The sequence below is a fragment of the Falsiroseomonas sp. HC035 genome (genome assembly GCF_050563525.1).
Taxonomy (GTDB): Bacteria; Pseudomonadota; Alphaproteobacteria; order Acetobacterales; family Acetobacteraceae; genus Falsiroseomonas.
On record NZ_JBNXUN010000001.1, the window covers coordinates 13,472 to 40,333 of the forward strand.

Annotated in this window: 28 protein-coding genes and 1 tRNA gene; 27 read left to right on the plus strand and 2 right to left on the minus strand. The window is 69.4% G+C overall.

Annotation, left to right across the window (positions count from 1 at the left end):
* Positions 1–960, plus strand: a complete 960-nt coding sequence (thiL, locus tag ACLF3G_RS00080; protein WP_430667273.1) for a thiamine-phosphate kinase — start codon at positions 1–3, stop codon at positions 958–960.
* On the plus strand, positions 960–2,141 hold the full coding sequence (locus ACLF3G_RS00085; protein WP_430667274.1) for an MFS transporter: 1,182 nt from the start codon (positions 960–962) through the stop codon (positions 2,139–2,141). The genes thiL and ACLF3G_RS00085 overlap by 1 nt, the downstream gene beginning before the upstream one ends.
* Before the next feature lie 10 nt (positions 2,142–2,151).
* Here ACLF3G_RS00085 and ACLF3G_RS00090 read toward each other — a convergent pair whose 3' ends face one another.
* Positions 2,152–2,697 (minus strand): outer membrane protein assembly factor BamE, encoded by a 546-nt coding sequence (locus tag ACLF3G_RS00090; RefSeq protein ID WP_430667275.1) that lies wholly within the window; start codon positions 2,695–2,697, stop codon positions 2,152–2,154.
* Between the two features lie 87 nt (positions 2,698–2,784).
* On the opposite strand from ACLF3G_RS00090, the gene ACLF3G_RS00095 reads away from it, so the two are divergent.
* The 9 genes from ACLF3G_RS00095 to ACLF3G_RS00135 all read left to right on the plus strand — a co-directional run bounded on the left by ACLF3G_RS00095 (position 2,785) and on the right by ACLF3G_RS00135 (position 8,521).
* Positions 2,785–3,342: a ubiquinol-cytochrome C chaperone family protein gene (locus ACLF3G_RS00095; RefSeq protein WP_430667276.1), complete on the plus strand. Its 558-nt coding sequence runs from the start codon at positions 2,785–2,787 to the stop codon at positions 3,340–3,342.
* Entirely contained in the window at positions 3,339–3,872 is a 534-nt protein-coding gene (locus tag ACLF3G_RS00100) for a YceD family protein (protein ID WP_430667277.1), read from the plus strand. The genes ACLF3G_RS00095 and ACLF3G_RS00100 overlap by 4 nt, the downstream gene beginning before the upstream one ends.
* An 86-nt stretch (positions 3,873–3,958) precedes the next feature.
* Positions 3,959–4,159 carry a 50S ribosomal protein L32 gene (rpmF, locus tag ACLF3G_RS00105; RefSeq protein ID WP_430667278.1) on the plus strand — a complete coding sequence of 67 codons (201 nt, stop codon included), beginning with the start codon at positions 3,959–3,961 and terminating at the stop codon, positions 4,157–4,159.
* Positions 4,160–4,217: 58 nt separating this feature from the next.
* Positions 4,218–5,288 (plus strand): phosphate acyltransferase PlsX, encoded by a 1,071-nt coding sequence (gene plsX / locus ACLF3G_RS00110; RefSeq protein WP_430668119.1) that lies wholly within the window; start codon positions 4,218–4,220, stop codon positions 5,286–5,288.
* Positions 5,289–5,299: 11 nt separating this feature from the next.
* Positions 5,300–6,286 (plus strand): beta-ketoacyl-ACP synthase III, encoded by a 987-nt coding sequence (locus ACLF3G_RS00115; RefSeq protein WP_430667279.1) that lies wholly within the window; start codon positions 5,300–5,302, stop codon positions 6,284–6,286.
* Positions 6,287–6,423: 137 nt separating this feature from the next.
* Positions 6,424–6,744, plus strand: coding sequence for an integration host factor subunit alpha (locus tag ACLF3G_RS00120; protein ID WP_430667280.1), 321 nt, complete (start codon positions 6,424–6,426; stop codon positions 6,742–6,744).
* A complete protein-coding gene (locus ACLF3G_RS00125) occupies positions 6,741–7,157 on the plus strand; it encodes a MerR family transcriptional regulator (protein ID WP_430667281.1) in 417 nt (138 codons plus the stop codon). The genes ACLF3G_RS00120 and ACLF3G_RS00125 overlap by 4 nt, the downstream gene beginning before the upstream one ends.
* A gap of 54 nt (positions 7,158–7,211) precedes the next feature.
* A tRNA-Pro gene (locus ACLF3G_RS00130) sits at positions 7,212–7,288 on the plus strand.
* Between the two features lie 447 nt (positions 7,289–7,735).
* The gene (locus ACLF3G_RS00135) at positions 7,736–8,521 is read left to right on the plus strand and encodes a TylF/MycF/NovP-related O-methyltransferase (protein ID WP_430667282.1); all 786 of its coding nucleotides are present in this window, start codon (positions 7,736–7,738) and stop codon (positions 8,519–8,521) included.
* Positions 8,522–8,530: 9 nt separating this feature from the next.
* Here ACLF3G_RS00135 and ACLF3G_RS00140 read toward each other — a convergent pair whose 3' ends face one another.
* Entirely contained in the window at positions 8,531–9,694 is a 1,164-nt protein-coding gene (locus ACLF3G_RS00140; RefSeq protein ID WP_430667283.1) for a multidrug effflux MFS transporter, read from the minus strand.
* Between the two features lie 178 nt (positions 9,695–9,872).
* On the opposite strand from ACLF3G_RS00140, the gene ACLF3G_RS00145 reads away from it, so the two are divergent.
* From ACLF3G_RS00145 to ACLF3G_RS00220, 16 genes are all read left to right on the plus strand, one after another.
* Positions 9,873–10,649, plus strand: a complete 777-nt coding sequence (locus tag ACLF3G_RS00145) for a cyclase family protein (RefSeq protein WP_430667284.1) — start codon at positions 9,873–9,875, stop codon at positions 10,647–10,649.
* Positions 10,650–10,749: 100 nt separating this feature from the next.
* Entirely contained in the window at positions 10,750–11,568 is an 819-nt protein-coding gene (locus tag ACLF3G_RS00150) for an FAD binding domain-containing protein (RefSeq protein ID WP_430667285.1), read from the plus strand.
* The gene (locus tag ACLF3G_RS00155; protein WP_430667286.1) at positions 11,565–12,026 is read left to right on the plus strand and encodes a (2Fe-2S)-binding protein; all 462 of its coding nucleotides are present in this window, start codon (positions 11,565–11,567) and stop codon (positions 12,024–12,026) included. The genes ACLF3G_RS00150 and ACLF3G_RS00155 overlap by 4 nt, the downstream gene beginning before the upstream one ends.
* Positions 12,023–14,398, plus strand: a complete 2,376-nt coding sequence (locus tag ACLF3G_RS00160) for a xanthine dehydrogenase family protein molybdopterin-binding subunit (protein ID WP_430667287.1) — start codon at positions 12,023–12,025, stop codon at positions 14,396–14,398. Before ACLF3G_RS00155 ends, ACLF3G_RS00160 begins: the two co-directional genes overlap by 4 nt.
* 16 nt (positions 14,399–14,414) lie before the next feature.
* Entirely contained in the window at positions 14,415–15,482 is a 1,068-nt protein-coding gene (locus ACLF3G_RS00165; protein ID WP_430667288.1) for a C4-dicarboxylate TRAP transporter substrate-binding protein, read from the plus strand.
* Between the two features lie 85 nt (positions 15,483–15,567).
* Positions 15,568–16,128 (plus strand): TRAP transporter small permease subunit, encoded by a 561-nt coding sequence (locus ACLF3G_RS00170; RefSeq protein ID WP_430667289.1) that lies wholly within the window; start codon positions 15,568–15,570, stop codon positions 16,126–16,128.
* Positions 16,125–17,438 (plus strand): TRAP transporter large permease, encoded by a 1,314-nt coding sequence (locus tag ACLF3G_RS00175; protein ID WP_430667290.1) that lies wholly within the window; start codon positions 16,125–16,127, stop codon positions 17,436–17,438. Before ACLF3G_RS00170 ends, ACLF3G_RS00175 begins: the two co-directional genes overlap by 4 nt.
* Positions 17,439–17,593: 155 nt before the next feature.
* The gene (locus ACLF3G_RS00180) at positions 17,594–18,370 is read left to right on the plus strand and encodes an ABC transporter ATP-binding protein (RefSeq protein ID WP_430667291.1); all 777 of its coding nucleotides are present in this window, start codon (positions 17,594–17,596) and stop codon (positions 18,368–18,370) included.
* 61 nt (positions 18,371–18,431) lie between these two features.
* Positions 18,432–19,124, plus strand: a complete 693-nt coding sequence (locus ACLF3G_RS00185; RefSeq protein WP_430668120.1) for an ABC transporter ATP-binding protein — start codon at positions 18,432–18,434, stop codon at positions 19,122–19,124.
* 54 nt (positions 19,125–19,178) lie between these two features.
* Entirely contained in the window at positions 19,179–20,423 is a 1,245-nt protein-coding gene (locus ACLF3G_RS00190; RefSeq protein WP_430667292.1) for an ABC transporter substrate-binding protein, read from the plus strand.
* Between the two features lie 108 nt (positions 20,424–20,531).
* On the plus strand, positions 20,532–21,419 hold the full coding sequence (locus ACLF3G_RS00195) for a branched-chain amino acid ABC transporter permease (RefSeq protein ID WP_430667293.1): 888 nt from the start codon (positions 20,532–20,534) through the stop codon (positions 21,417–21,419).
* A gap of 3 nt (positions 21,420–21,422) precedes the next feature.
* Positions 21,423–22,412, plus strand: a complete 990-nt coding sequence (locus tag ACLF3G_RS00200; protein WP_430667294.1) for a branched-chain amino acid ABC transporter permease — start codon at positions 21,423–21,425, stop codon at positions 22,410–22,412.
* Between the two features lie 127 nt (positions 22,413–22,539).
* Positions 22,540–23,241: a DUF1028 domain-containing protein gene (locus ACLF3G_RS00205; protein ID WP_430667295.1), complete on the plus strand. Its 702-nt coding sequence runs from the start codon at positions 22,540–22,542 to the stop codon at positions 23,239–23,241.
* Positions 23,238–24,224: an ABC transporter ATP-binding protein gene (locus ACLF3G_RS00210; RefSeq protein WP_430667296.1), complete on the plus strand. Its 987-nt coding sequence runs from the start codon at positions 23,238–23,240 to the stop codon at positions 24,222–24,224. The genes ACLF3G_RS00205 and ACLF3G_RS00210 overlap by 4 nt, the downstream gene beginning before the upstream one ends.
* Positions 24,221–25,282, plus strand: a complete 1,062-nt coding sequence (locus ACLF3G_RS00215; protein WP_430667297.1) for an ABC transporter ATP-binding protein — start codon at positions 24,221–24,223, stop codon at positions 25,280–25,282. The genes ACLF3G_RS00210 and ACLF3G_RS00215 overlap by 4 nt, the downstream gene beginning before the upstream one ends.
* Positions 25,279–26,793 (plus strand): ABC transporter substrate-binding protein, encoded by a 1,515-nt coding sequence (locus tag ACLF3G_RS00220; RefSeq protein WP_430667298.1) that lies wholly within the window; start codon positions 25,279–25,281, stop codon positions 26,791–26,793. The genes ACLF3G_RS00215 and ACLF3G_RS00220 overlap by 4 nt, the downstream gene beginning before the upstream one ends.
* The last annotated feature ends 69 nt before the right edge of the window (positions 26,794–26,862 follow it).

Genomic DNA, 26,862 nt, shown 5'->3' on the forward strand with positions numbered 1-26,862 from the left:
GTGTCGCTGCCCGCCGAGTTCGGGCTGATCGCGCGTCATTTCGCGCCACTGGCGGGTGAGGGGGCGCTCGGGCTCGGCGACGATGCCGCGCTGCTCGACCCGCCGCCGGGCCGGACCCTGGTGCTGGCGGCGGATGCGATGGTGGCGGGGGTGCATTTCCTGCCCGACGACCCGCCGGACGCCATCGCCCGGAAGCTGCTGCGGGTGAATCTGTCCGACCTTGCCGCGATGGGGGCGGTGCCGCTGGCCTATCTTGTCACCACCGCTTTTCCGCGCGGCGTGACGCAGGACTGGATCGCGGGCTTCGCGGCGGGGCTGGCGGCGGATCAGGCGGAGTTCGGCGTGGCACTGTTGGGCGGGGACACGGTGGCGACGGATGGGCCGGCGTGTTTCTCGCTGACCATTCTCGGCCATGTCGCACCGGGTACGGCGCTGCGGCGGCTGGGCGCGCGGGTTGGGGATGACGCCTGGGTCTCCGGCAGCATCGGCGATGGCGCGCTCGGGCTGCTGGCGCTGACCGGGCGGCTGCCGGCCGATGCCGAACTCGCGGACCGCTACCGGCTGCCGCGGCCGCGCCTGGGCCTGGGGCAGGCGCTGGTCGGGTTGGCGCGGGCCGCGATGGATGTCTCCGACGGGCTGGTGCAGGATTTCGGGCACCTGGCGCGGGCAGCCGGCTGCGGCGTGGAAATCCGGACAGGGGCTGTGCCGCTCTCGGGCCCGGCGCGTGCCGCGCTGGCGGCCGATCCGGCGCTGAGGGCGCGCATCCTGACCGGGGGCGACGACTACGAACTGGCCTTCGCCGCCGATCCCGCCGACGCCGACCGCGTCCGGGCCGCGGGCCTCGCGGCGGGCGTGCCGGTGGCGCGGATTGGCCGCTTCGTGGCCGGGGAGGGTGTTCGGGTGTTGGATGGCGCGGGCGAATCAGTTCAATTACCGGGCAGCGGCTGGAGCCATTTCTGATGCACGATACCGACCGCGCGATGAAGCGCGACGTCCGGCTGCTGTTCTTCTGCCAGGCGCTGATGAACGCCTCGGTGGTCGGGCAGGTCGCGATGGGCGCCTTGGTCGGCTACAGCCTGGCCAGCGACAAATCCTTGGCGACGCTGCCATTGGCCTTACAGATGGTGGCGACCATGGCGGCCTCCATCCCGGCCGGCATCATCTTCGCCCGGCTCGGCCGGCGCGTCGGGTTCTTCGTCGGCGCCGCGGGGTCCTTCATCGGCGCGCTGACCTTCGCGCTCGGCATCTGGATGGGCGATTTCTGGGTGTATTCGGCCGGCGCGATCCCGGCCGGCATCGGCTTCGGCATTGCCCAGCACTACCGCTTCGCCGCCGCCGAGGTCGCCTCCCCCGCCTATCGCCCCCGCGCCATCTCCCTGGTCATGGCGGGCGGCGTGCTGGCGGCGATCTTCGGGCCGGAACTGGTGAAGCACAGCAAGGACATGTTCGCGCCCTTCCTGTTCCTCGGCACCTATCTGTTGCTGGCGCTGCTGCCGATCATCTGCGCGGTGCTGCTGACAATGGTGCGCCTGCCGCCGGCACCGCCGCGGCCGAAGGTGGCCACCCCCGTCTTCGAGATCATCCGCCGGCCGGCCTTCCTTGCCGCCGCCGGAACCGCCGCCATGGCCTATGGCACCATGAACCTGCTGATGACCTCGACCCCGCTGGAGATGATGGCCTGTGGCTTCGGCGTCGGTGCCAGCGCCACGGTGATCCAGGCGCATGCGGTGGCGATGTTTGGACCGGGCTTCTTCACCGGGCGGCTGATCGCCCGCTGGGGCGCGCGGCGCATCATCGCGGCCGGCGTCGGGTTGAACGTACTGTGTACTGGCGTCGCCATCCAAGGCGAGACCTTCGGCCATTTCGTGGTCGCGCTGGTGCTGCTGGGGCTCGGCTGGAACTTCATGTTCGTCGGCGCCACCACCCTGTTGGGCGAGGCGCACAGCACGGAGGAGCGGGTGCGGGCGCAGACCGCGAACGACTTCATCGTCTTCGGCACCGTCGCCTGCACGGCACTGGCCTCCGGCGCGGTGCACGCCCAGGCGGGCTGGGTGGTCCTGAACCTTCTGGTACTGCCGGCGCTGGTGCTGGCGCTGGGACTGACGCTGTGGATGCGGCCGGCGGTCGCGAAGCCGGCGTAGGCAGCGCCGCCTAGCGGCTCGGCGCGCCGATGGTCTGGCCGGAGCCGCCGGTCTGGCCACCGACGCCGGGTGCGAGCCGGCCCAGGTTGCCGAACAGCTGCTGCAGGATGGTGCGGTCATTGCCGGGGGAGGGCGTGATGCGGCTCACCACGGCGACGTCGCGGCCTTCCTCCATCCCGATGCGCCGGATTTCCTGCACGATGCCGGTGTCGTTGAACACGATGGCGACGACGCGCTGATCCTCCACGGACAGGGTCCGGGCCGGGCGCTGCCGGGTGACGGCGCTCATGTAGTACCAGGTGCTGTTGTCGAAGGTGCCGGTATGGGACGGCGAGCCGATCAGGGCCTCGACATCGGCGCGGGAGCTGACGCCGGTGGTGATCTGCGCCAGCGCCTCATCCTCCACCGCGTGGCCGCGGAGCTGGCGAGGGCTTTCGAACAGGCCGACGCCGGGGATGCCGGACAGGTTTCCACAGCCCGCGAGGGCCAGCATCGCGGTCAGGGCCAGACCGGGCCGCAACCCGGACTTCAACCGCGCAATATTGACCGTGTGCATCGGGCGCTCCATGTGCCGGCAATGCCACCCTGGCGGGTCGCGGTCAACGGGCCGCCCCCCCGCGGGGTTTCGCCATGGGAGTGAGTGATGGGCCTTCTCGGCCTTCTCGGACGCAAGCCGCATGAGCGGGCGGGGTTCGATCTGTACACCGCCGCCGTGACCGCGGCCCGGCAGCCCGGTTTCTTCGAGGCCGGCGTGCCGGACACGCTGGATGGGCGTTTCGACATCGTCTCGCTGCATGTCGCGCTGCTGATCCACCGGCTGCGGCGCGATGCCGACCCGGATGGGCCGAAGCTGGCGCAGGCTGTGTTCGATGCGATGTTCTCCGACATGGACATCAACCTGCGGGAGATGGGCGTCGGCGACCTGGTCGTGGGCAAGCGCGTGAAGCGGATGTGGGAAGCCTTCCACGGCCGCGCAGCGGCCTATGAGGCGGCGGTGGATGCCTCAGACCGCGCGGCGCTGGCGGAGGCGCTGACCCGCAACATCTGGCGCGGGGAGCAACCGGCCGGCGGTGCCGCGGCGGCCCTGGCGGACCATGTCCTGGCCGTGACGGAGGGCCTGGCGGCGCAGCCGATCGCGACCCTGAAGCGGGGCCGCGCGGCGTTCCCGCTGCTGGCGCCGGGCGGGCTCGCCGCCGCATGATGCCCGAATTCTCCCGTCCGCATCGACTCGGCGCCGGCGAGATCCGTCGCGTGGAGCTCCGCGCCAACACGGGCGAATGTGCCGCACTGGCGGCTCGATTCGCCATCCCAGCGGTCGAGCGCCTTGAGGCCCGGCTGACCCTGGCGCCCGAGACCGGCGGCACCACGCGCCTGACCGGGACGCTGGAGGCCGATGTGGTGCAGGACTGCGTGGTAACGCTGGATCCCGTGCCGCAACAGGTCCGCGCGCGGCTGGACCTGCGCATCCTGCCGCCCGGCACGCCCGCCACGGATGACGATCCGGACAGCCCGGACGAGGTCGAGACCACCGGCAACAGCGTGGACCTGGGAGAGGTGGTGGCCGAACAGCTGGCGCTGGCACTGGACCCCTATCCTCGTGCGCCAGATGCGGCGATCCCAGCCGAGCTGGAGGGAGCACCGGACGAACCCGAGGTCGATTCGAGCTCGGATGAACCTGGCGCAGACCGGCCGAATCCCTTCGCCGCGCTCGCCCGGATCAAACGGCATTGACCAGTGCCTTGCTCCGCCTGCGACGCGGTGCTACTCCCCGCGGCTCCGCTGATATTGCAGCTTGTTGACGAGAAAGGCTCGGCACCATGGCCGTTCCGAAGAGAAAAGTTTCGCCCTCCCGTCGCGGTATGCGCCGAAGCCATGAGGCTTTGACCGCGTCTGCGCATATTGAATGCTCGAACTGCGGCGAGGCCAAGCGGCCTCACCATATCTGCTCGCATTGCGGCCATTACGATGGTCGTGAGGTGATGGCGGCCGACAAGGCCAAGGGCGTCGTCCGCGTCTGACCTGCACCAGGGGGCAACCGCGCATGCGGCGAGGTCTCTGAGCGTGGCAGGAAAGATCCTGGCGGGTCGAGGCTCTTCGGCTCAAGGCTCTGGCGAGTTCGCCCTGGCGATCGACGCCATGGGCGGCGACCACGCGCCGGAATCGGTGCTGGATGGCCTGGAACTGGCTGCGGAACGTCATCCGCAGGCCCGCTTCCTGCTGTGCGGCGACGAGGTGCGGGTGGGCGCGCTGCTGGCGCGCCGGCCACGCGCGGCCAAGGCGTGCAGCCTGCGCCATGCACCGGAGGCGATCCCGGGCGACATGAAGCCGACGGCCGCCTTGCGCGTCCGTGGGTCCTCCATGCGCGTGGCCATCGATGCCGTGGCGCAGGGGGAGGCTTCCGGGGTCGTCTCCGCCGGCAATACTGGCGCGCTGATGGCGCTGGCCAAGATCGTCGTGAAGACGCTGCCCGAAATCGACCGGCCAGCGCTGGCGGCGATCGGGCCTTCCGCGCGCGGCGACGTGGTCATGCTCGACCTCGGTGCGAACTTGCAATGCGATGCGCGCAACCTGGTGGAGTTCGCCATCATGGGCGACGCCTTCGCCCGCGCGGTCCTCGGCCTGACCAATCCCACGCTCGGCCTGCTGAATGTGGGCTCCGAGGAGCTGAAGGGCGACGAGCGTGTGCGCCTCGCGGCGGAGACGCTGCGGGACAGCCACATCGGCGCCAATTTCCGCGGCTTCGTCGAAGGCCATGACATCGCGGCCGGCACCGTGGATGTCATCGTGACGGACGGCTTCACTGGAAACGTCGCTCTGAAGACCGGGGAGGGGGCGCTGAAGCTGATGCGCGACCTGCTGCGCCAGGTCTTCACCAGCAGTGTGCCGGCCCGCATGGGCTACCTGCTGGCCCGCCCGGCGCTGGACCGGTTGCGCGAGTGGATGGACCCGCGGCGCTACAACGGCGCGGTGCTCATCGGCCTGAATGGCGTGGTGGTGAAAAGCCATGGCGGCACGGATGCCGTGGGCTTCGCCCATGCCGTCGATGTCGCGATGGACATGGTGACCCACCGCTTCAATGATCGCATCCGGGAAGGGCTGGCGCTGTTGCCGAGCCAGACCCCGCGGCTTGCCGCCACACCGCGCTGAGGCTTTTGGCAATGGCAGATGGAAGCGCGATTCGCGGCGTGATTGCCGGCACCGGGGGCTATCTGCCCGTCCGCGCCGTCTCCAATGATGAACTCGCTGCGGAAAAGGGCCTCGACACCAGCGATTCGTGGATCGTCGAGCGTACCGGCATCCGCCAGCGCCATTTCGCCGCCGACGGCGAGACCGCCTCCGACATGGGCCTCGCCGCCTGCCGCGCCGCGCTGGCGCAGGCCGGCGCCTCCGAGTCGGAGGTCGACGCCGTCATCGTCGCGACGGCGACGCCGGACAGCGCTTTCCCCTCCACGGCCTCGAGGATCCAGGGCGCCCTGGGGGTCACACGAGGCTTCGCCTTCGATATCTCAGCCGCCTGCACCGGCTTCATCTACGCCCTGTCCATCGCCGACGCGATGCTGCGCACCGGCCAGGCGCGCGGCGTGCTGGTGGTGGGCACGGAGGTCTATTCGCGCATTCTGGACTGGTCCGACCGTGGGACCTGCGTGCTGTTCGGCGACGGCGCCGGCGCGGTGTTCCTGCGCGTGGCGCGGGATGATGAGGCGGCGCGCGGCCTGCTGTCCACGCACCTGCACTCCGATGGCCGGCATGGCGACATCCTGGCGGTGAATGGCGGCGCCGGGTCCACCGGCGGCACCGGCGTGGTGACGATGGCGGGGCGGGAGGTGTTCAAGCACGCCGTCACCAAGCTGGCCTCGGCGGTGGACGAAGCGCTGGCAGCCAACGGCCTGGGCCATGACGACGTTGCCTGGCTGGTGCCGCACCAGGCCAATATCCGCATCATCGAGGCAATGGGCCGCAAGCTGCATCTCGGCCTCGACCGCGTGGTGGTGACGGTGGACCGCCACGCCAATACCTCCGCCGCCTCGATCCCGCTGGCGCTGGCCGAGGCGACGCGCGATGGCCGCATCAAACCGGGCGACCTGGTGCTGATGGAAGCCATCGGCGGCGGCCTGACCTGGGGCGCTGCGCTGGCGCGCTTCTGAGCCTTTCCCGGCGCTTGCGGGTCGTTCCTGACAAGCAGTCGCAGGGCGTCCAGGGCGTTCTCGATACCCAAGGTTGACGGCCCTCCCGGATACCGGCTTTGTTGTGACTTGAAGGGGTTGCAGGGACCTGTTCGGGCATGACGACGATCACGCGGGCCAATCTGGCGGAAGCCATCTATGCGCAGGTCGGCCTCTCGCGGAACGAGAGTGCCGAGCTGCTGGAAACGGTGCTGGAGCGCATGTCGGCGGCGTTGGAGGGGGGGGAGCCGGTGAAGATCTCCGCCTTCGGCTCCTTCGTGGTGCGGCAGAAGGGCAAGCGGGTCGGCCGTAACCCCAAGACGGGGGTGGAGGTGCCGATCCAGCCGCGCAAGGTGCTGGCCTTCAGGCCCTCCCACGTCCTCAAGGCGCGGCTCAATCCGGGCCAGGCCATCGCGCGCACGGCCGATGACGAATCATGAGTGAGGAGGGGCCGGAAGCGGAAGCCGCGCGCAACCGCCCGCGCAAGGCCCCGACCGCCTTCCGCACCATCAGCGAGGTGGCTGACGACCTGCAGATTCCGCAGCACGTCCTGCGGTTCTGGGAGACCAAGTTCCCGCAGTTGAAGCCGCTGAAGCGTGGCGGCGGCCGGCGCTACTACCGGCCGGAGGACATCGCGCTGCTGAAGCGCATCTCGGACCTGCTCTACACCCAAGGCTACACCATCAAGGGTGTGCAGCGGCTGCTGCGCGAGGGCGGGATGGAGGAGGGCGGCGTGCCGGAACTGCCGCTGGGTGAGATCGAGGAGCCGGAGGCACCAGAGCCGCTGCGCGACGCGCTGGATGCGCTGGAGCGCCTCGCGCATGAATTGCGGGCCCTGGCGGCACGCGGCTGAATCGGGGCACGGGGGTTGGCGACGGCGGCGCCAGGGTGCTATGGCCACCGCAGTCGGAGCGTAGCGCAGTCTGGTAGCGCATCAGTCTGGGGGACTGGGGGTCGTGGGTTCGAATCCCGCCGCTCCGACCATCCGATGAAATCCCCTCATCAAGCCACCGCTCCTGGCCAAGCAACCGTGAACACGTGTTCATTGTGTGCAGGTGAAGCCGGTGTTACCGCATTCCGATGATGTGCAACGCTCCGCCCTGAGGCCTTGATCCGAGCGCTCCCACCGGGGGCGATTGGACCTTGGTGCCCGACGTAGTTCCGGCGGGCTGCCTCTGACTCCACGACGACGGGTCGCGTGAGGGGTGCCATGGCACCCGCGGCCGGTCGCGCGCCGGAGCGCCATCATGCCTGCTGCCTGCTGCGCGCCGTCCAGGCGCATTCTCTCGACGATTCATCGCGTCCGGCCAGCCACGGCCGGGCGGCTATTCCGGCGCCGGCGCGACGACCCCCCACTCCTCCGCAGCATCGCCAGACGCTCGGGCGGCAAGCCCGACTCGCACCGATCCTGCACTTCATCGAGGAGGTGACATGGGAACCCCCCTGCATCATCTGCGCCGCGCCGCCATCCGTACGCTCCAGGCCACTGGGCTGAACGACGTGGCCTCCCGGGTCTACTACCGCCACTTCCACGGCTTCCGGTCCGCCAGCCCCGGTCTGGACGCGGGTTTCGCCGCCATCTTCACCGAAGCCGCACGCCGCGGCAGCTTGGCCGATGCGGACTACGCCGAGTTCGGAGTCTTCAAGGGCTATAGTTTCTGGCTGGCGCAGAAGCTGGCCGGGGAGCACGGCTTCCAGCCCCGCTGCTTCGGCTTCGACAGCTTCGAGGGGCTGCCGGAGGTTCGCGGGATCGACCGCACGCAGCATGGCGAGTTCCGCAAGGGGCAGTATGCCTGTTCCCTCGATGCTGTCCGCCGGAACCTCGACTCCGCCGGCATCGACTGGCGGCGGACGCACCTCGTGAAGGGCTATTTCGCGCGGACGCTGACCGCCGAGCTGGTTGAGCGGCACGCGATCCGCCGCATCGGCGTCGCCATGATCGACTGCGACCTGTACGATTCGACGGTGACGGCGCTCGGCTGGCTTGGCCCGTTGATCGGCGAGGGCACGATCCTCATCATGGATGACTGGAACTGCTTCAACGCAGACGACCAGCGCGGTCAGCGGCGGGCGACGCGGGAGTTTCTCGCCTCGCGGCCGGACCTCCGGCTTGAATCCTTCGCCACCTACGGGCTGAACTCGGAGGCTTTTGTGGTGCGGGAGACGAAGCGGGCCCGGCCGGCGGGCGTGAAGAAGCTGCCGGTGACGGTGGACTAGCCGCGGCCGTCAGCGCCGCGGCCGCGCCAACTCGGCCAGGACCGCGGCGCCGATGCCGATCAGCATCAGGATGGCCATGGGCTGCGCGGTGCCCGCCGTCAGCGCGCCGACCAGCGCCGCCCCCAGCGCCGCCAGGCCGAACTGCAGGGTGCCGAGCAGGGCGGAGCCGCTGCCCGCGCGCACCGCATGCCGCGCCAGCGCGCCGACGGCGGCGTTGGGAAACACCAGCCCGGTGCAGGCCAGCGCCAGGCAGGCCGGCAGGTACAGGCCCATGAAGCCGCCCAGCCCGGTGAAGGCGGAGGCCGCCAGCACCAGGACGGAGGCCAGCGCCAGCAGCAGCGCGAAACGTGGCACCCTCTCCCCGAAACGGCTGAGCAGCCAGGGGTTCAACTGGGTCGCGCCGATGAAGCCGGTGGCGCTGAGCGCGAACAGCAGGCCGAACTGTGCCGGAGCGATGCCAAACTGCTCGATGTAGACCTCGGGCGCGCCGGCGATGAAGGCGAAGACCATGAACATGGCCGCCCCGCCCATGACCGCATTCGTCAGGAAGCCGCGCTCTGCCGCGATACGGCCGAAATCACCGAGGAGCGTCATGGGCGAACGCCGCAGGCGGCGCTCGGGCGGCAGCGTTTCCGGCAGCAGCCACCAGGCCAGCAGGCAGGACATACCGCCATAGGCCGCAGCAACCCAGAAGATGGCGCGCCAGCCGCTGGCCTCGAGAAGCAGCCCGCCCAGGCTCGGCGCCAGGATCGGCGCCGCGCCCATCACCAGCATTAGCCGCGACATCAGGCGCGCGGCATCGAGGCCGGTCGCCAGGTCGCGCACCATGGCGCGGGGGATGACGGCGCTGGCGGCGCCGCCGAAGGCCGCGATGCAGCGGCAGACGGACAGCATGGCCATGTCGGTAGCCAGCGCGCAGCCGACGGAGGCCAGGGTATAGACCGCCGTGCCGATGATCAGCGGCCGACGCCGGCCGAGCCGGTCCGCCAACGTACCCTGCACCAACTGGCCCACCGCCAAGCCGAGGAACCAGGCCGAGAGGGTCGCCTGCACGCCGCCCCAGCCGCGGCCAAGCTCGGCCTCGATGGCGGGGAAGGCCGGCAGGTACATGTCGGTGGAAAGCGGGCCGACGGCAGCGAGGAAGCCGAGCAGCAGAGGAAGCCAGCGGGGCATGCAGGGCCTTGCGGTATACTGGCGCACCTTGCCCGCCTGGGCGCCCGCACGCCAACGCCGAATGCCGGACCCGGACATGCGGCGGAGATGGGTTGCCCGCTTCGCCCCGTCCCGCAGCTAGGCTGCGTCTCGCACCACGCGCTAGGCTCGGCGCCGCCAACCGGGGAACACCAGGACCATGCCACGCCGGATCATCGACCTGTCGATCGCGCTGGACAATGACGTGGTGCAGGACCCGCCGGGCTACGGGCCCGCCATCGAATACCGCGGTCATAAGGATTCGGCCGGGGAACTGGTGGCCTTCTTTCCCGGCATCACGGAGGACCAGCTACCGGACGGGGAGGGGTGGGCGATGGAGTGGATCCGCCTTTCCACCCACAACGGCACCCACCTCGACGCCCCCTGGCATTACGCCAGCACCATGGATGGCGGCGCGCGCGCCCTGACGATCGACGAGGTGCCGCTCGACTGGTGCATCGGCCCGGGCGTCCGGCTGGATTTTTCGGAATTTGCCGATGGCCATGTGGTGACGGCGGCGGAGGTCGAGGCGGCGCTGGCCGCCATCGGTCATACGCTGCGACCGGGCGACATCGTGCTGGCGCATACCTCGGCCGGCGCCTGCTACGGGCGGCCCGACTACGTGGCGCGCGGCTGCGGTTTCGGGCGGGACGCGACGCTTTGGCTGACTGCGCGCGGCGTCCGCATCGTCGGCACCGATGGCTGGTCCTGGGACGCGCCCTTCGTCCACACCAAGGCCCGCGTCGCCGCCACCGGCGATGCCAGCCTGATCTGGGAGGGCCACAAGGCGGGGCGGGAGGCCGGCTACTGCCAGATCGAGAAGCTGACCAACCTCGACAAGCTTCCGGGGAGTGGGTTCACCGTCTCCTGCCTGCCGGTGAAGATCAAGGCGGGCTCGGGCGGCTGGTGCCGGGCGGTGGCGATCCTGGAGGAGTAGGTTTCGCGCCGCTTGCGCTGGACAAACCGCGCGGCGGCGTGAAGTCTTGCGGCAATCACAAGCGGCCGAAGGCCGGACGTCCAGGGAGTGTTCCGAAGCGGTGAAACCAGCCCCCTTCGCCTATGCGCGCGCGGCCAGCCTGGCCGAGGTGTTCGACGTGCTGGAACGGCATGGCGACGCCGTGCGGCTGCTCGCCGGCGGGCAGAGCCTGGTGGCGGCGCTGAACCTTCGGCTGGCCAGCCCGGACCTGCTGCTCGACATCAACGGCGTGACGGCACTGCGGGGGGTGGCCTTCGCGGATGGGGTGCTGCGCATCGGCGCGCTGACGCGGCATGTGGAACTGGGGGCCGACCCGTTGGTGGCGCAGCACGCGCCGCTGCTGGCGCAGGCGGTGCCACACATCGCCCATGCGGCGATCCGCACGCGGGGCACCATTGGTGGCTCCCTCGCACTCGCCGACCCGGCGAGCGAGTTGCCGGCCTGCGCCCTGGCGCTGGAGGCGGTGCTGGTGCTGGCGAGCCGGGAGGGCGAGCGTCGCGTGGCGGCGCGCGACTTCTTCCAGGGGCTCTACCAGACGGCGCTGCGGCCGGCGGAAGTGCTGGCGGCGGTCGAGGTGCCGAGCCAGGCCGGGCTGGCCTGCACGGTGCAGGAACTGGCGCGGCGGCATGGCGACTACGCCATCGTCGGTCTGGCGGCGCAGCGCGCTGCGGCTGGGGTGCGGCTGGCCTGGTTCGGGGTCGGCGCAACACCGCTGCGCACGCCGCGGGCGGAAGCGGCGCTGATGGCCGGCGATGTGGCACAGGCACAGGCGCTGGTCGCGGAGGAAATCGACCCGCCGGAGGACCTGCACGGACCGCCGGCGCTGCGACGCCACCTGGCGCGGGTGCTGCTCGGCCGTGCGGCGGCGGTGCTGGCATGAAGATGGACCTGTCGCTGACGGTGAATGGAGAGGCGGTCTCGGCCCGGGTCGAGCCCCGCATGCACCTGGTGGACTTCCTGCGCGAGAAACTGGACCTCACCGGCAGCCACGCCGGATGCGAGCACGGCGTCTGCGGCGCGTGCTCCCTGATCGTGAACGGGGAGATGGTGCGCGGCTGCCTGATGCTGGCGGTGCAGGCCGAGGGTGCCGAGGTCTGGACCGTGGAGGGGCTGACGGAAACCGGCGCCATCAAGGCGTTGCAGGACGCCTTCGTGGCGCGCAACGCGCTGCAATGCGGCTTCTGCACGCCGGGGATGCTGGTCGCGGCGGCAACGCTGCTGAAAGCCAAGCCGCAGCCGACGCGAGAGGAGATTCGCGAGGGGATCAGCGGCAACTACTGCCGCTGCACCGGCTACCACGCCATCGTCGACGCGATTGAACAGGCCTCCCGCGCATGAACGAGCTTTCCGCCGTCGATCGCCCGAACTCCTACATCGGCCGCAGCGTGCCGCGGCCGAATGCGAAGCGACTGGTGGCGGGGCGCGGCAGCTACGTGGACGACCTGCGGCTGCCGCGGATGGTGCATGTCGCCTTCCTGCGCAGCCCCCACGCGCATGCGCGCATCCTCGGCATCGACAGCGCCGCGGCGAAGACTTCGCCCGGCGTGGTGCGCGTGGTCACGGGTGCCGAGATGGCGGGAATCTGCACCCCTTGGGTCGGTGTGCTGCACCACCTCAAGGGGCTGAAATCGGCACCGCAGCATGCGCTGGCGGTCGACCGTGCCTGCTGGCAGGGCGAACCCGTCGTCGCGGTCGTCGCGCGGACGCGGGCGGAGGCGGAGGATGCGGTCAGCCTCGTCGAGGTGACATGGCAGGAACTGCCGGCGGCCGTGGACATGGAGGTGGCGCTGGCGCCGGGCGCCGTGGTGATCCACCCGGAGCTCGGCGACAACCTTGCCTTCCAGCGCGAGCATGTCGGCGGCGAGCCGGATGCGTGTTTCGCCGATCCCGACAGTATCGTAGTGGCTGCCACGTTCCATACCGGCCGGCACACCGGTGTCTGCCTCGAAGGCCGTGCGATCCTGGCCGACTGGAACCCTTCGGAGGGGCGCCTGACGGCGTATCACTCGAACCAGGCGCCGCACATGATGCAGACGGTGTTCGCCAAGCACCTCGGCCTGCGCGAAGGCGATGTGCGTGTGATCTGCAAGGACGTCGGCGGCAGCTACGGCATCAAGGTGCATGTCTACCCGGACGAGATGGCGACGGCGGCGCTATCGAAGATGCTGGGCCGTCCAGTGAAGTTCGCCGCCGACCGGATCGAGGGCATGGTCTCCGACATCCACGCCCGCGACCATCGCATCACCGCACGTGCCGCGGTGACGAAGGACGGCACGATCACCGCGATGGAGATCGACGACCTGACCGGCATCGGGCCGTACTCCGTCTATCCGCGCACCTCGGCGGTCGAGGGCAACCAGGTGGTGAACCTGACCGGCGGGCCCTACGCGCTGCGCGGCTACAAGGCGCGCACCAGCGTGGTGTTCCAGAACAAGACGCCGACCTGCCAGTACCGCGCCGTCGGCCATCCGATCGCGACGGCGGTGACGGAAGGCTTGGTGGACCTCGCAGCGGAGGCCATCGGCATGGACCCGGCCGAGATCCGCCGGCGCAACCTGATCGCCGATGACGCCTATCCGTTCAAGAACCTGGCCAACCTGTCCTTCGAGGGCCTGTCGCATCACGCGTGCCTGTCGAAGCTTCTGGCGATGATGGACTACGAGGCGCTGAAGGCAGAACGCGATGCGCTGCGGGCGAAGGGCGTGTATCGCGGCATCGGGCTCGCCAGCTTCATCGAACTGACGAATCCCTCGCCCTTCATGTACGGCGTCGGCGGCGCGCGGATTTCCGCGATGGATGGCGCGACGGTGCGGCTCGACCCGGATGGCAGCGTCGCCGTCTCCTCTGGCGTCACGGAGCAGGGGCAGGGGACGGAAGGCATGCTGGCGCAGATCACCGCCAGCGCGGTCGGCGTCGACATCTCCCGCGTGCGGGTGACAACGGGCGACACCGAGACCACGCCCTATGGCGGCGGCACCTGGGCCAGCCGCGGCGCCGGCATTGGCGGCGAGGCGGCGTTGCAGGCGGGCACCGCGCTGCGCCAGCAGATATTGGTCATCGCCGGCGCGATGCTGCAGGCGGCGCCGGAGACGCTCGACGTGCGCGCCGGCGTTGTCGTGGACCTCACAACGGGGGCGGAGCGGCTGCCGCTCGAGGAGCTCGGCCGCATCGTCTATTTCCGCGGCGACACGCTGCCGAAGGACCTGCCGCGGGAGCTTGTGGCGACGCGCCACTACACGCCCAAGGAGTATCCCCTCTGCTTCACCAACGGGGCACAGGCGAGCTACCTGGAGGTCGACATCGACACGGGTTTCGTGAAACTGCTCGGGCATTGGTGCGTGGAGGATTGCGGCACCATCATCAATCCAATGCTGGTCGATGAGCAGATCCGTGGCGGCGTGGTGCAGGGCCTGGGCGGCGCGCTGCTGGAACACTGCGTCTATTCGCCGGAAGGCCAGCTTCTGACGGGATCGCTGGCGGACTACCTGCTGCCGATGGCGGGCGAGATGCCGGACATCGCGGTCGGCCATGTCGAGACACCGACCCACGAATCCGCACTCGGCGCCAAGGGCGCCGGCGAGGCCGGCACGGCGGGCGCGCCGGCCGCCGTGCAGAATGCCATCAACGACGCGCTGCGGCCCTTCGGCGCGCGCGTCTTCGCACAGCCCTTCAAGCCCGCGCGCATCCTCGACGCGCTCGGCAAGATATAGACAGGGAGAAACGAAGATGACGAATTGGACCCGCCGGGCGCTGCTCGGCACCGCGGCCGCCGCGCCGCTGGCCGCGCCGAACGTGCTGGCGGCACAGACGCAGATCAACATCACCATCGCCGCCTCGCACCCGACCACCATCGCCTGGATCTGGGCGATGCAGCAGGCGCTGATGCCGACGGTAAACAAGGAATTGGAGAACACCCGCTTCCGCATCCGTTGGCGCGAGGCGTTCGGCGGCACGCTGTACCGCTTCACCGAAACCCGCAACGCGGTGAAGGACGGCATCACCGATGTCGGCTTCGTCGGCACGCTGTGGGAGGGCAGCGCGATGCCGCTGCAGAACGTCACCTACTTCACGCCCTTCGCCACCGACAACCTGCGCCTGCAGGTCGACGTGATGGAGAAGATGCACGCCGAGATGCCGGAGATGCAGCGGGCCTGGACCGAGAACACGATGGTGTATCTCGGCAGCTGCGGCACCGAGACCTACGACCTGTGGACCACCTTCCCGGTGCGCACGCTGGACGACCTGCGCAACCGCCGCATCTCCGCGCCCGGTGTGTCCGCAAGCTGGCTCGGCGGCACCGGCGCGGTGCCGGTGAATGGTGCGCTGACCACCTACTACACGGATATCCAGACCGGCGTGTCGGAAGGCGCGCTGTCCTTCCCCTCCGGCATCTTCCCGGTGCGGGTGCATGAGGTCGCGAAGTACATCACGCGGGTCAATGTCGGCTGCATGTATGTCGGCGGCATCGGCATGAACCGGCAGACCTTCAATCGGCTGGACCCGGTGGTGCAGGCGGCGTTCCGCGCCGGTGGCAAGGCGTATACCTCCGCCCTGACCAACCGCGTGCTGGAGACCAGCGAGGCGAACCTGGCCGAGATGGCGGCGAAGGGCGCCGAGATCTCCACCTTCCCGGCTGCCGAGCGGCAGCGCTGGGTCGACGGCCTGCCGGACATCGCCGGTGACTGGGCGCGCGCCAACGAGGGCCGCAGCCAGCCGGCGAAGAAGGTACTGGCCGCCTACATGGACGGCCTCCGCGCCGGCGGCGCCACCCCGGGCCGCGCCTGGACCGCCTGATCCATGAGGCCCTTTTCCCCACGGGGGAGAGGGGTGGATTAGGGGCCCGCGCTGCCCCATGACAACCAGAGACAAGGCAGCGCCGATGAGCGAGCTCGATACCGTCAGCGACGCGGCGCAGGAGGAAGCGGCGCGGCCGCCGAAAGATGCCTTCGGCCTGGTGCTGTGGGTGCTGAACAGCCTCGGCACGCTGATGATCGCGGCGATGATGGTGCTGATCGTCGGCGACGTGGTCGGCCGGTCCTTCTTCAACGCGCCGCTGGATGGCGTGGCGGAGATTTCCGCCAAGCTCATCGTCGCCATCGTCTTCCTGCAACTGCCCGCGGCCATACATGCGCGGCGGATGACCCGCGCCGACATGTTCCTGAACCGGCTGGAGGCGCGTAGCCCGCGCGCGGCGCAGCTGCTGGAGGCGGTGTTCGCCGGCATCGCGGTCTTCGTCTTCTGGATCATCTTCCAGGCGACACTCCCGCAGTTCCTTGATGCGTGGGAGCAGAATGAGTTCTTCGGCGTGCAGGGCGTCTGGACGCTGCCCACCTGGCCCATCCGGCTGTCCATCCTGATCGGCTGCGCCGGCGCGGCACTCGCCAGCGCGCTGCACATGGTGGTCGGCCTGAAGCGCGCCGCAACAGGGCAGCCGGCATGATCGAGATCGAGATCGGCCTGGCGCTGATCGCCATCATGGCCGGCCTGGTGCTGGCCGGCGTGCCGATCGGCATCGGGCTGGTGTTCCTGTCCTACATCGGCATCGGCCTGATCCGGGAGAACTGGGACCTGGCGGGGCGGCTGCTGGCGCTCGCCTCCTACGCCGCCATCTCGGATTATCTTTTCGCCACCATTCCGCTGTTCGTGCTGATGGGGCTGCTGGTCTCCGTCAGCGATGTGGGGCGTGACACCTTCGAGGTTGCGCAACACCTGCTGCGGCGCCTGCGCGGCGGCCTCGGCATGGCGACCGTGCTGGCGAATGCAGTATTCGGCGCGGTGACGGGGATTTCCATCGCGTCCGCTGCGGTGTTCACCAAGGTCGCCGTGCCGCAGATGGTGCGCTTCGGTTACACGCCGCGCTTCGCCGTCGGCTGCGTCGCCGGCAGTTCCATCCTCGGCATGCTGATCCCGCCCTCGCTGCTGCTGATCATCTACGGCGTGCTGGCGGAGGTCTCGATCGGCGGGCTGTTCCTCGCCGGCATCGTGCCCGGCCTGGTGATGGCGGCCGGCTTCATGCTGATGATCTGGCTGATGGCGACCTTCCGGCCGGACTGGGTGCAGCCCGTCAACGCCCACGTGGCGCCACCGCCGGAGGAGACCGCGGCAAGCCTGCTGGCGAAATCCGTGCCGATCACGACGCTGATCGGCCTGGTGCTCGGCGGCCTCTACACCGGCTTCTTCACCCCGACCGAGGCCGGTGCCGTCGGGGCCTTCGGCGCCCTGGTCATCGCCGTGGTCCGGCGCCGGCTGAGCCTGGCGAAGTTCTGGCGCATCCTGGTGGAGACGGGTTTCGTCTCGGTCGGCATCCTGTTCCTGCTGATCGCGGCCAGCATGTATTCGCGGATGCTGACCATGGCCGGCATCCCGGCCTCCATCGCCGATTTGATCCAGGCGATGGGGCTCGGGGTGTATGGCTTCCTGCTGGTCTACATCGTCTTCGTCCTGCTGCTTGGCATGATCGTCGACAGTTCCTCGATCCTGCTGATCGTCACGCCGATCGCGGCGCCGATCGCCATGGCCTTTAACCTGGACTTGATTCATTTTGGGATCATCACGGTCATCGCCGTGGAGGTCGGACTGCTGACGCCGCCCTTTGGCATCGGTGCCTTCGCCGTGAAGGCAACGCTGAACGACCGGCGAATCGGCCTGGAAACGATCTTCGCTGGTTGCATCCCTTTTATTGGTGTCATGCTGGCGGTCTTGGCCCTGATCGTGGCGTTTCCCGGCCTTTCGCTGGTTTTCGTTGGCTAGAACTGCCTCCCATTCAGGCAAGGCATCGGCACCCTTGCGTCCGCCGCGCGCAGCCTTCATGAATGCGGCTACAGCGCATCGGCCATGCGCCAGGGGCAGGGCGCCCCGGTGACGGGGCCGCTCGCGCGACAACGAACAATTGGGGGCGTCCGCGAGTGGTCGATTCGATCCTCGAGACAGAGGGGCTGACGAAGGAGTTCCGCGGTTTTGCCGCGGTCAGCGACGTGCGGCTGGAGGTCAAGCGTGGCAGCATCCACGGGCTGATCGGGCCGAACGGCGCCGGCAAGACCACCTGCTTCAATCTGCTGACCAAGTTCCTACCGCCGACGCGGGGCACCATCCGCTACGATGGCCGGGACATCACCGGCATGAAGCCGGCCGAGGTTGCGCGGCTGGGACTTGTGCGGTCCTTCCAGATCTCGGCTGTGTTTCCGAATTTGACGGTGCTGGAGAATGTGCGGCTCGCCCTGCAGCGCCAGCGCGGCGGGTCCTTCGACTTCTGGCGGGGCGAAAGCCTGCTGCGGCAGTACGACGACCGCGCCATGGCGCTGCTGGAGGATGTCGGCCTTACCGGCTACGCGCGCTATTCGGCCGGCCAGTTGCCCTATGGCCGCAAGCGGGCGCTGGAGATAGCGACGACGCTGGCGCTCGACCCTGTGATGCTGCTGCTGGACGAGCCTACCGCGGGCATGACGCATGAGGATGTGGACCGCATCGTGGCGCTGGTGAAGCGCGTGGCGCAGGGCCGCACCGTGCTTCTGGTGGAGCACAACCTGAAGGTCGTGGAAGGTCTGTGCGACACCATCACCGTGCTGACGCGCGGCCGCGTGCTCGCGCAGGGCGACTATGCCAGCGTCTCCCGCAACCCTGAGGTCCAGGCGGCCTATCTCGGCACCGATCCTGGCATTGCCGGAGGCACAACACATGTCTGAAGCGCGGGGCATGTCTGAGGCGCAGACCATGAACCGGGCGGCGACGGGGCAGGGGCACCTGATGCTGCAGGTCCGCGACCTCGAGGCCTGGTACGGCGAAAGCCACGTGCTGCACGGAGTCTCGCTCGACATCCACCAGGGCGAGGTGGTGACGCTGCTCGGCCGCAACGGCGCCGGCAAGACCTCGACCCTGCGGTCCATGATGGGGCTGGTGGGCCGGCGTTCCGGCAGCATCAGGTTCGAGGGGCAGGAGACCATCAGCCTGCGCTCCGACCTCATCGCCCGCGCCGGCATCGCCTATTGCCCGGAGGAGCGCGGCATCTTCGCGAGCCTCGACGTGACGGAAAACCTCATGCTGCCGCCGGTGATCGCGCCCGGCGGCCTGGGGCTCGATGAAATCTACACCTTGTTCCCGAACCTGAAGGAACGCGCCCGCAGCCCGGGCACGAAGCTTTCGGGCGGCGAGCAGCAGATGCTGGCCATCGCCCGCATCCTGCGCACCGGGGCCCGGTTGCTGCTGCTGGACGAGCCGTCGGAGGGACTCGCCCCCGTCATCGTGCAGCAGATCGGCGCCATGATCCGCGAGATCAAGCAGCGCGGCTTCACCGTGCTGCTGGTGGAACAGAACTTCCGTTTCGCGCAGACTGTGGCGGACCGCCACTACGTGATGGAACATGGCCGCATCGTGGACATGGTGCCGAACGACCAGCTCGGCGCCAGCCTCGAACGGCTGCATGAATACCTGGGCGTCTGAAAACCCGGGCTGAACCTGCCAATCCAAGTCTGTGATTCTGGGGAGAACACGAGAATGACCATCAATCGCCGCACGCTTCTGGGCGCCGCCGCTGCCCTTCCGGCCCTCGGTGGCCTGCCCTTCCGCTCCGCCCGCGCGCAGGCGGCCAACACCATCCGCATCGGCGTGCTGAACGACCAGTCCGGCCTGTACCGCGACCTGTCCGGCCCGGGTTCGGCCCAGGCGGTGGAGATGGCGGTGAAGGAATCCGGCATCGCTGCGCGCGGTGTGACGGTGCAGGTGGTGCAGGCGGACCACCAGAACCGCCCCGATGTCGGCTCCACCGTGGTGCGGCAGTGGATCGACCGCGACGGGATCGACGTGGTGGTGGACGTGCCGACCTCCTCCGTCGCGCTCGCCGTCAACACGCTGGTGCGGGAGAAGAACAAGGTCTTCCTGAATTCCGGTGCCGCGACCTCCGACCTCACCGGCGCGCAGTGCTCGCCCAACACCATCCACTGGACCTACGACACCTGGATGCTGGCCAATTCCACCGGCGGCGCCATGGTGCGGGCCGGCGGCAAGTCCTGGTTCTTCATCACCGCGGACTATGCCTTCGGCCATGCGCTGGAGCGTGACACCGGCAACTTCGTGAAGGCTCAGGGCGGCGAGGTCCTGGGTTCCGTCCGCACGCCGTTCCCCGGCACCACGGACTTCTCCTCCTACCTGCAGCAGGCGCAGCGGTCCCGCGCGCAGGTCATCGGCCTGGCGAATGCGGGCGGCGACACCATCAACTCCATCAAGCAGGCCTCCGAATTCCGCATCACCCGCGGCGGCCGGGTCAAGCTGGCCGGGCTGCTGGTGTTCGTCACCGACGTGCATGCGCTCGGGCTGGAAGTGGCGCAGGGGCTGGTTCTGTCCGAGACCTTCTACTGGAACCTCAACGACAAGACGCGGGGCTTCACCGAGCGCCTTGGCGCCATGCCGGGCAACGTCAAGCCCTCCATGGTCCAGGCCGGCTGCTATGCCTCCGTCCTGCACTACCTGAAGGCCGTGGGCGACATGGGCGTGGCGGCGGCCAAGGCCTCCGGCACCGAGGCGGTGACGCGGATGAAGGCGATGCCGACCAGCGACGACTGCTTCGGCGAGGGCACGATCCGGGCCGATGGCCGCAAGCTGCACCCCTGCTACCTGTTCGAGGTGAAGCAGCCCTCCGAGAGCAGCGGCGCCTGGGACTACTACAAGCTGCTCGGCACGACCGAGGCGAACCAGGCCTTTCGCCCGGTTGCCGATGGCAATTGCACACTCGTGCGGAGCTGATGGAAGGCCCTCTCCCCCCCACTTCGGGGGGAGAGGGTTGGGTGAGGGGGGCCTGAGGCCGCCCCACCGTACCGATCTTGCCTTGACCTCCTCGAAGGCCCGCGCCCGGTGATCGAAAACCTGCTGTTCGAACTCGAGATGGCCGCGCCGCAGGTGATCCTGGGCCTGGTGAACGGCGCCTTCTACGCGCTGCTGTCGCTCGGCCTCGCCATCATCTTCGGCATGCTGAACGTCATCAACTTCGCCCACGGTGCGCAGTTCATGATGGGCGCCTTCGTCGCCTGGATGCTGCTGGCCTGGGCCGGCATCCCCTACTGGGGCGCACTGGTGCTGGTGCCGCTGATTGTCGGTGCCTTCGGCGTCGTCATTGAACGAACTATGATCGCCCGATTGTACAAGCTGGACCACCTGTACGGCCTGCTGCTGACCTTCGGCCTGGCGCTGATCATCGAGGGCGTTTTCCGCAACCAGTTCGGCTCCTCCGGCCTGCCCTACGCGCCGCCGGCGGCCTTCAACGCGCTGAACATCGACCTGCCGATCATGTTCCTGCCGGGCTACCGGGTCTGGGTCGTGATCGCCTCCCTCGTCGTCTGCCTGGCGACCTGGCTGGTGATCGAGAAGACCAAGATCGGCGCCTATCTGCGCGCCGCGACGGAACGGCCGGAACTGGTACAGGCCTTCGGCGTCAACGTGCCGCGGATGATGACGCTGACCTATGGCGCGGGCGTCGCGCTCGCGGCCTTCGCCGGCGTGCTGGCGGCGCCGATCTATTCGGTGAACCCGGCCATGGGGGCCAACTTCATCATCACGGTCTTCGCCGTCGTCGTCATTGGCGGCATGGGGTCCATCATGGGCTCCGTTGTCACCGGCTTCGGGCTGGGGCTGATCGAGGGCATGGCCCGGGTGTTCTACCCCGAGGCCTCCGCCACCGTCGTCTTCGTCATCATGGCAATCGTGCTGCTGACGCGGCCCGCCGGCCTGTTCGGGAGGGGCTGAGCCATGGCCGACACCACCATCGATGCCGCCGTGCCGGTCAGTGCGCATGAAGAAGCCGGATTCCTCGGCTTCACCCGGGCGCAGGCGCTGGCCTTCGGCGTGCTGGTCGCCTTCGTGCTGATCAGCCCGTTCTTCCTCTACCCCGTCTTCCTGATGAAGGTGCTGTGCTTCGCGCTGTTCGCCTGCGCCTTCAACCTGCTGATCGGCTATGTCGGCCTGCTGTCGTTCGGCCATGCCGCCTTCTTTGGCATGGGCGGCTATGTCGCGGCGCACGCGGCCAAGGTCTGGGGGCTGACGCCGGAGGTTTCGATCATCGGCGGCGGGCTGGTGGGCGCGGTTCTCGGCCTGTTCATTGGCTGGCTGGCGATCCGGCGGTCCGGCATCTACTTCGCCATGATCACGCTGGCGATGGCCCAGATGGTTTACTTCTTCTGCCTGCAGGCGCCCTTCACCGGCGGCGAGGACGGCATCCAGCAGGTGCCGCGCGGCAGCCTGTTCGGCGTGATCCCGCTGGGCTCCGACTTCACCCTGTACTGGGTGGTGGCCTTCATCTTCCTGGCCGGCTTCCTGCTGGTCCATCGCGTGGTGCATTCGCCCTTCGGCCAGGTGATGAAGGCTGTGCGGGAGAATGAGCCGCGCGCCACCTCGCTCGGCTACCGGACGGACGACTACAAGCTGATGGCCTTCGTGCTGTCCGCCGCGCTTGCTGGCGTCGCCGGCGGCACCAAGGCGATCATCTTCGGGATTGCGACGCTGGTGGACGTCAACTGGACCATGTCCGGGGAGGTGGTTCTGATGACCCTGGTCGGCGGGCTCGGCACCGTGTTCGGCCCGGTGGTCGGCGCGGCCGTCATCGTCACCATGCAGAACTACCTGGCCGAATTCGGCGCCTGGGTCACGGTGATCCAGGGCGTGATCTTCGTGGCCTGCGTGCTGGCCTTCCGGCGCGGCATCGTCGGCGAGATCGGCAACGCGCTGAAGGTGAAGCTGTAGGACGCGACCACGCCGCGGCCAATTGCGCGGCAGAATGGTCATCGGTGAGGCAGGCCGGTGCCTCGCCTCGACAAACGCCCGGCATATCCGGGTTGCGCGCATCAACCAGCCTGTCATGAAGCAATGCATGACGTGGTCGATCCTGATGCGTGATCCTGCGACCGGCGAGGTCGGCGTGGCGGTGGCGAGCCGGTTTCTTGCGGCCGGCGCCTTGTGCCCCCGGGTCGAGGGTGGCGTCGGCGCGGCGGCCAGCCAGGCGCTGGTCAATCCCTATCTGGCGCAGGACGCGCTTGTTCGGCTGCGCGCCGGGGAGGCACCGGAATCGGCGCTTGCAGCCCTGATCGCGGCCGATGCAGGACGTGCCACGCGGCAACTGCATGTGCTGTCCGCGGATGGGCGCAGCGCCGCGCATACCGGGGCGGCATGCATCGGCTGGTGTGGGCATCTGGCGGGCCAGGATGTGTCGACAGCCGGCAATATGTTGGCAGGGCCGGCGGTGCTGGAGGCGACGCTGGCGGCGGCGCTGGCCTCCACCGGCCTTCCGCTGGCCGAGCGCCTGCTGCTGGCGATGCAGGCCGGGGAGGCAGCGGGCGGCGACAAGCGCGGGCGGCAATCGGCGGCGATGCAGGTGGCCTCCGCCGACTCGGTGCCGGATCTCGACCTGCGGGTGGACGACCACCCGGACCCGCTGGCGGAACTGCGGCGCCTGCATGGTGTCTGGCGCGGCTACCTGCGCCATTTCCGTCGGTTCCTGCCTGGACGGGACCATCCCGGCGTCTTCGACCGCGCCGTGATTCAGGCCGCCATCGAGAAGGCGCAGGCTGAATGAGCACGCCCGTCCTGGAACTTGTGCGCGTCAGCGTCGAATTCCCGACCGATCGCGGCCGGCTGCGGCCGGTGGATGGGGTGTCCTTCAGCGTGCAGGCGGGGCGCACGCTGGCGGTGGTCGGCGAAAGCGGCTGCGGCAAGTCCGTCACCGCGCTGGCCATCATGGGCCTGCTGCCGCAGGGCGGCGAGGTCGGTGGCGGCATCCGCCTGGGCGGCGAGGAATTGCTGGCGCTGACGCCCGACCAGCGCCGGGCGCGGCGCGGCGGCGAGATGGCGATGGTGTTCCAGGAGCCGATGACCAGCCTGAACCCGGCCTTCACCGCTGGCGAGCAGGTGGCGGAGGCGCTGCGCCTGCACCAGGGTCTGGCGCCGGAGGCTGCCTTCGCCAAGGCCATCGAGATGTTCGCCCGCGTCCGCATTCCGGAACCCGAGCGCCGCGCCCGCAGCTACCCGCACCAGCTTTCGGGCGGTATGCGGCAGCGCGTGATGATCGCCATGGCACTGGCCTGCCGCCCGCGCCTGCTGATCGCGGACGAGCCTACCACGGCGCTGGACGTGACGGTTCAGGCCCAGATCCTGTCGCTGATCGACGAGTTGAAGCGGGAGACCGGCACGGCCGTCGTCCTGATCACCCATGACCTCGGCGTGGTCGCGGACCACGCCGACGAGGTCGTGGTGATGTATGCCGGCCGCATCGCGGAACGCGCCAGCGCGGCGGATCTGTTCGCTCGGCCGCAGCACCCCTACACCATCGGCCTGCTCGGTGCGGCGCCGCGGCTGGAAGGCGGCGCGGCGCGGCTCGCCAGCATCGAGGGCACGGTGCCCGACCTGATGCACCCGCCGCCGGGCTGCCGCTTCGCCCCGCGCTGCCCCTTCGCCGTTTCGAAGTGTGCCGAACAGCCGCCGCTGGCCGACATCGTCCCGGGCCACCAGGCGGCCTGCTGGCGCGCGCCGCTGGATACGCTGCTGGAGGGCGCGGCATGACGGAAGCGCTGCTGGAACTACGCGACGTCTCCAAGGGCTTTCCGGTGCGCGACGCCATCGGACGCCGCCGCGGCGCGGTGCGGGCGGTGGATGGCGTCTCGCTCATCGTCCCGAAGGGCAGCGTATTGGCCATCGTCGGCGAGAGCGGCTGCGGCAAGTCCACGCTGGGCCGGTTGGCGCTCAGGCTCATCGAGCCGGACTCGGGAAGCATCCTGTTCCAGGGGGAGGACCTCCGCAGCCTGTCCGCCAGCGCGCTGCGCGCCCGGCGGCGCGACATGCAGCTGATCTTCCAGGACCCCTTCGCCAGCCTGGATCCGCGCATGACGGTGGAACAGGCGGTGGCGGAGCCGCTGCGGCTGCACGGCATCGTGCCGCGCGCGCAGGAGCCCCGGCGGGTGGCGGAGTTGCTGTCCCGCGTCGGGCTGCGGCCGGAGCTCGCCCGGCGCTGGCCGCATGAATTCAGTGGCGGCCAGCGCCAGCGCATCGCCATCGCGCGCGCGCTCGCCAGCCAGCCGAAGCTGATCGTGGGGGATGAGCCGGTCTCGGCCTTGGATGTATCCGTGCAGGCGCAGGTGGTGAACCTGCTGCAGGATTTGATCCGCGAGCTCGGCCTGACCTTCGTGCTGATCAGCCACGACCTCGGCGTGGTGCGCCACATCGCCGACCGGGTGGCGGTGATGTATCTCGGCAAGATCGTGGAGCAGGGCGCCACGGATGTGGTGTTCCGCACCCCGCGCCACCCCTACACCCGCGCCCTGCTGGCGGCGGTGCCCGGGCAGGGACTGGGCAGCACGCCGCTGCTCGAGGGCGATATCCCGAGCCCGATCAACCCGCCTTCCGGCTGCCGCTTCCGGACCCGCTGCCCCTATGCGCAGGCGATCTGCGCCGAGCAACAGCCGGAACTGGCAGGGCCGGCCGGCCACGAGGCCGCCTGCCACTTCCAGGACAGCCTGCCGCCGGCGGTGGCCGGGCGCGAGGCCGATGCCGGTGGCGAGAGGCTGCGCCGCCTGCAGGCCTACTTCACCGACCAGACACAAAGAACAGGAGAACTGGCATGATCCGAAAGACCCTGGCCGCCGCGCTGCTCGGCTTCACGGCCCTGGCCGCGGCACCCGCCGTGGAGGCGCAGCACCTGCGCATCGCGCTGCGGGAGGACCCGGACATCCTCGACCCGACCCTGTCGCGCACCTATGTCGGCCGCATCGTCTATATGGGCTTCTGCGACAAGCTGTTCGACATCAACGCGGCGCTGGAGCCGGTGCCGCAGCTCGCCACCGGCTACACCTGGGACGACCCGACGACGCTGACCATCAAGCTGCGCTCCGGCGTGCGCTTCCATGACGGGGAGATGATGGATGCGGAGGCGGTGCGGTATTCGCTGAACCGGCACCTGACCCTGCAGGGAAGCTTCCGCCGCTCCGAGATGGGCAATATCACGGCGATCGAGGTGGTGGACCCGCTGACCGTCCGCATCAAGCTCGGCGGCCCGAACGCCGCCTTCCTGTCGACGCTGACCGACCGTGCCGGGATGATCGTCTCGCCCAAGGCCGCCGAGGCGGCCGGCCGCGACTTCGGCACCCGCCCGGTCTGCGCCGGGCCGATGCGGTTCGTCGAGCGTGTGGCGCAGGAGCGCATCGTGCTGGAGCGCTTCCCGGAATACTGGGACGCCGCCAACATCCACCTGGCCCGCGTGACCTACCTGCCGATCCCGGACAACACCGTGCGGCTGGCGAATGTGCAGTCCGGCGCCGTCGAGTTCGGCGAGCGGATGGAGCCGGACGATCTGCGATCCATCCAGCGCAACCGCAACCTGCGCGGCGTGCCGGTGGAGGAACTGGGCTACCAGGGCATCACCATCAACATCGGCAACGGCCCGCGCGCCAACACTCCGATGGGCCGCGATGCCCGCGTGCGCCAGGCCTTCGAGCTGTCGCTGGACCGCGCCGCCATCAACCAGGTGGTCTATGAGGGGATGTACACCCCGACGCGCCAGCCCGTGCCGCCCGCCAGCAGCTTCCATGTCCGCAGCTTCCAGCCTGAAGCCCGCGACGTGGCCCGTGCCCGCGCCCTGCTGCGCGAAGCCGGCCACACCGCGCCGGTGCCGGTCGAACTGACGGTGCCGAACAACCCGGATCTGCGGCAGGCCGGCGAGGTGATCCAGGCGATGGCGCGGGAGGCCGGGTTCGAGGTGACGCTGCGCGCCTCCGAATTCGCGTCTGCGCTCGCCGGCGCCGTGCGGGGCGAATTCGAGACCTTCCTGCTCGGCTGGTCGGGCCGCACCGATCCGGACGGCAACATCTACGCCTTCATGCACAGCCGCGGCGGCCAGAATGACGGGCGCTACGCGAATGCGGAGGTCGATGCCCTGCTGGAATCGGCCCGCACCGAGGGCGACGTGGCCAAGCGCCAGGACCTGTACCGGCAGATCATGGAGACGGCGCTGGGTCGCGACCGCATGCGCATCTACCTGTGGCACCGCAAGAACGTGATGATCCACAGCACGCGCCTGACCGGCTACCAGCCGATCGCCGATGGCATGATCCGCCTGCAGGGCATGAGATTGAACTGATGCCCTCAGACGCCGGGCGCCGCCTCCCGCGGCTTGGCTGCGCGCAGGCGACGGTCGTGCGGATGAGAT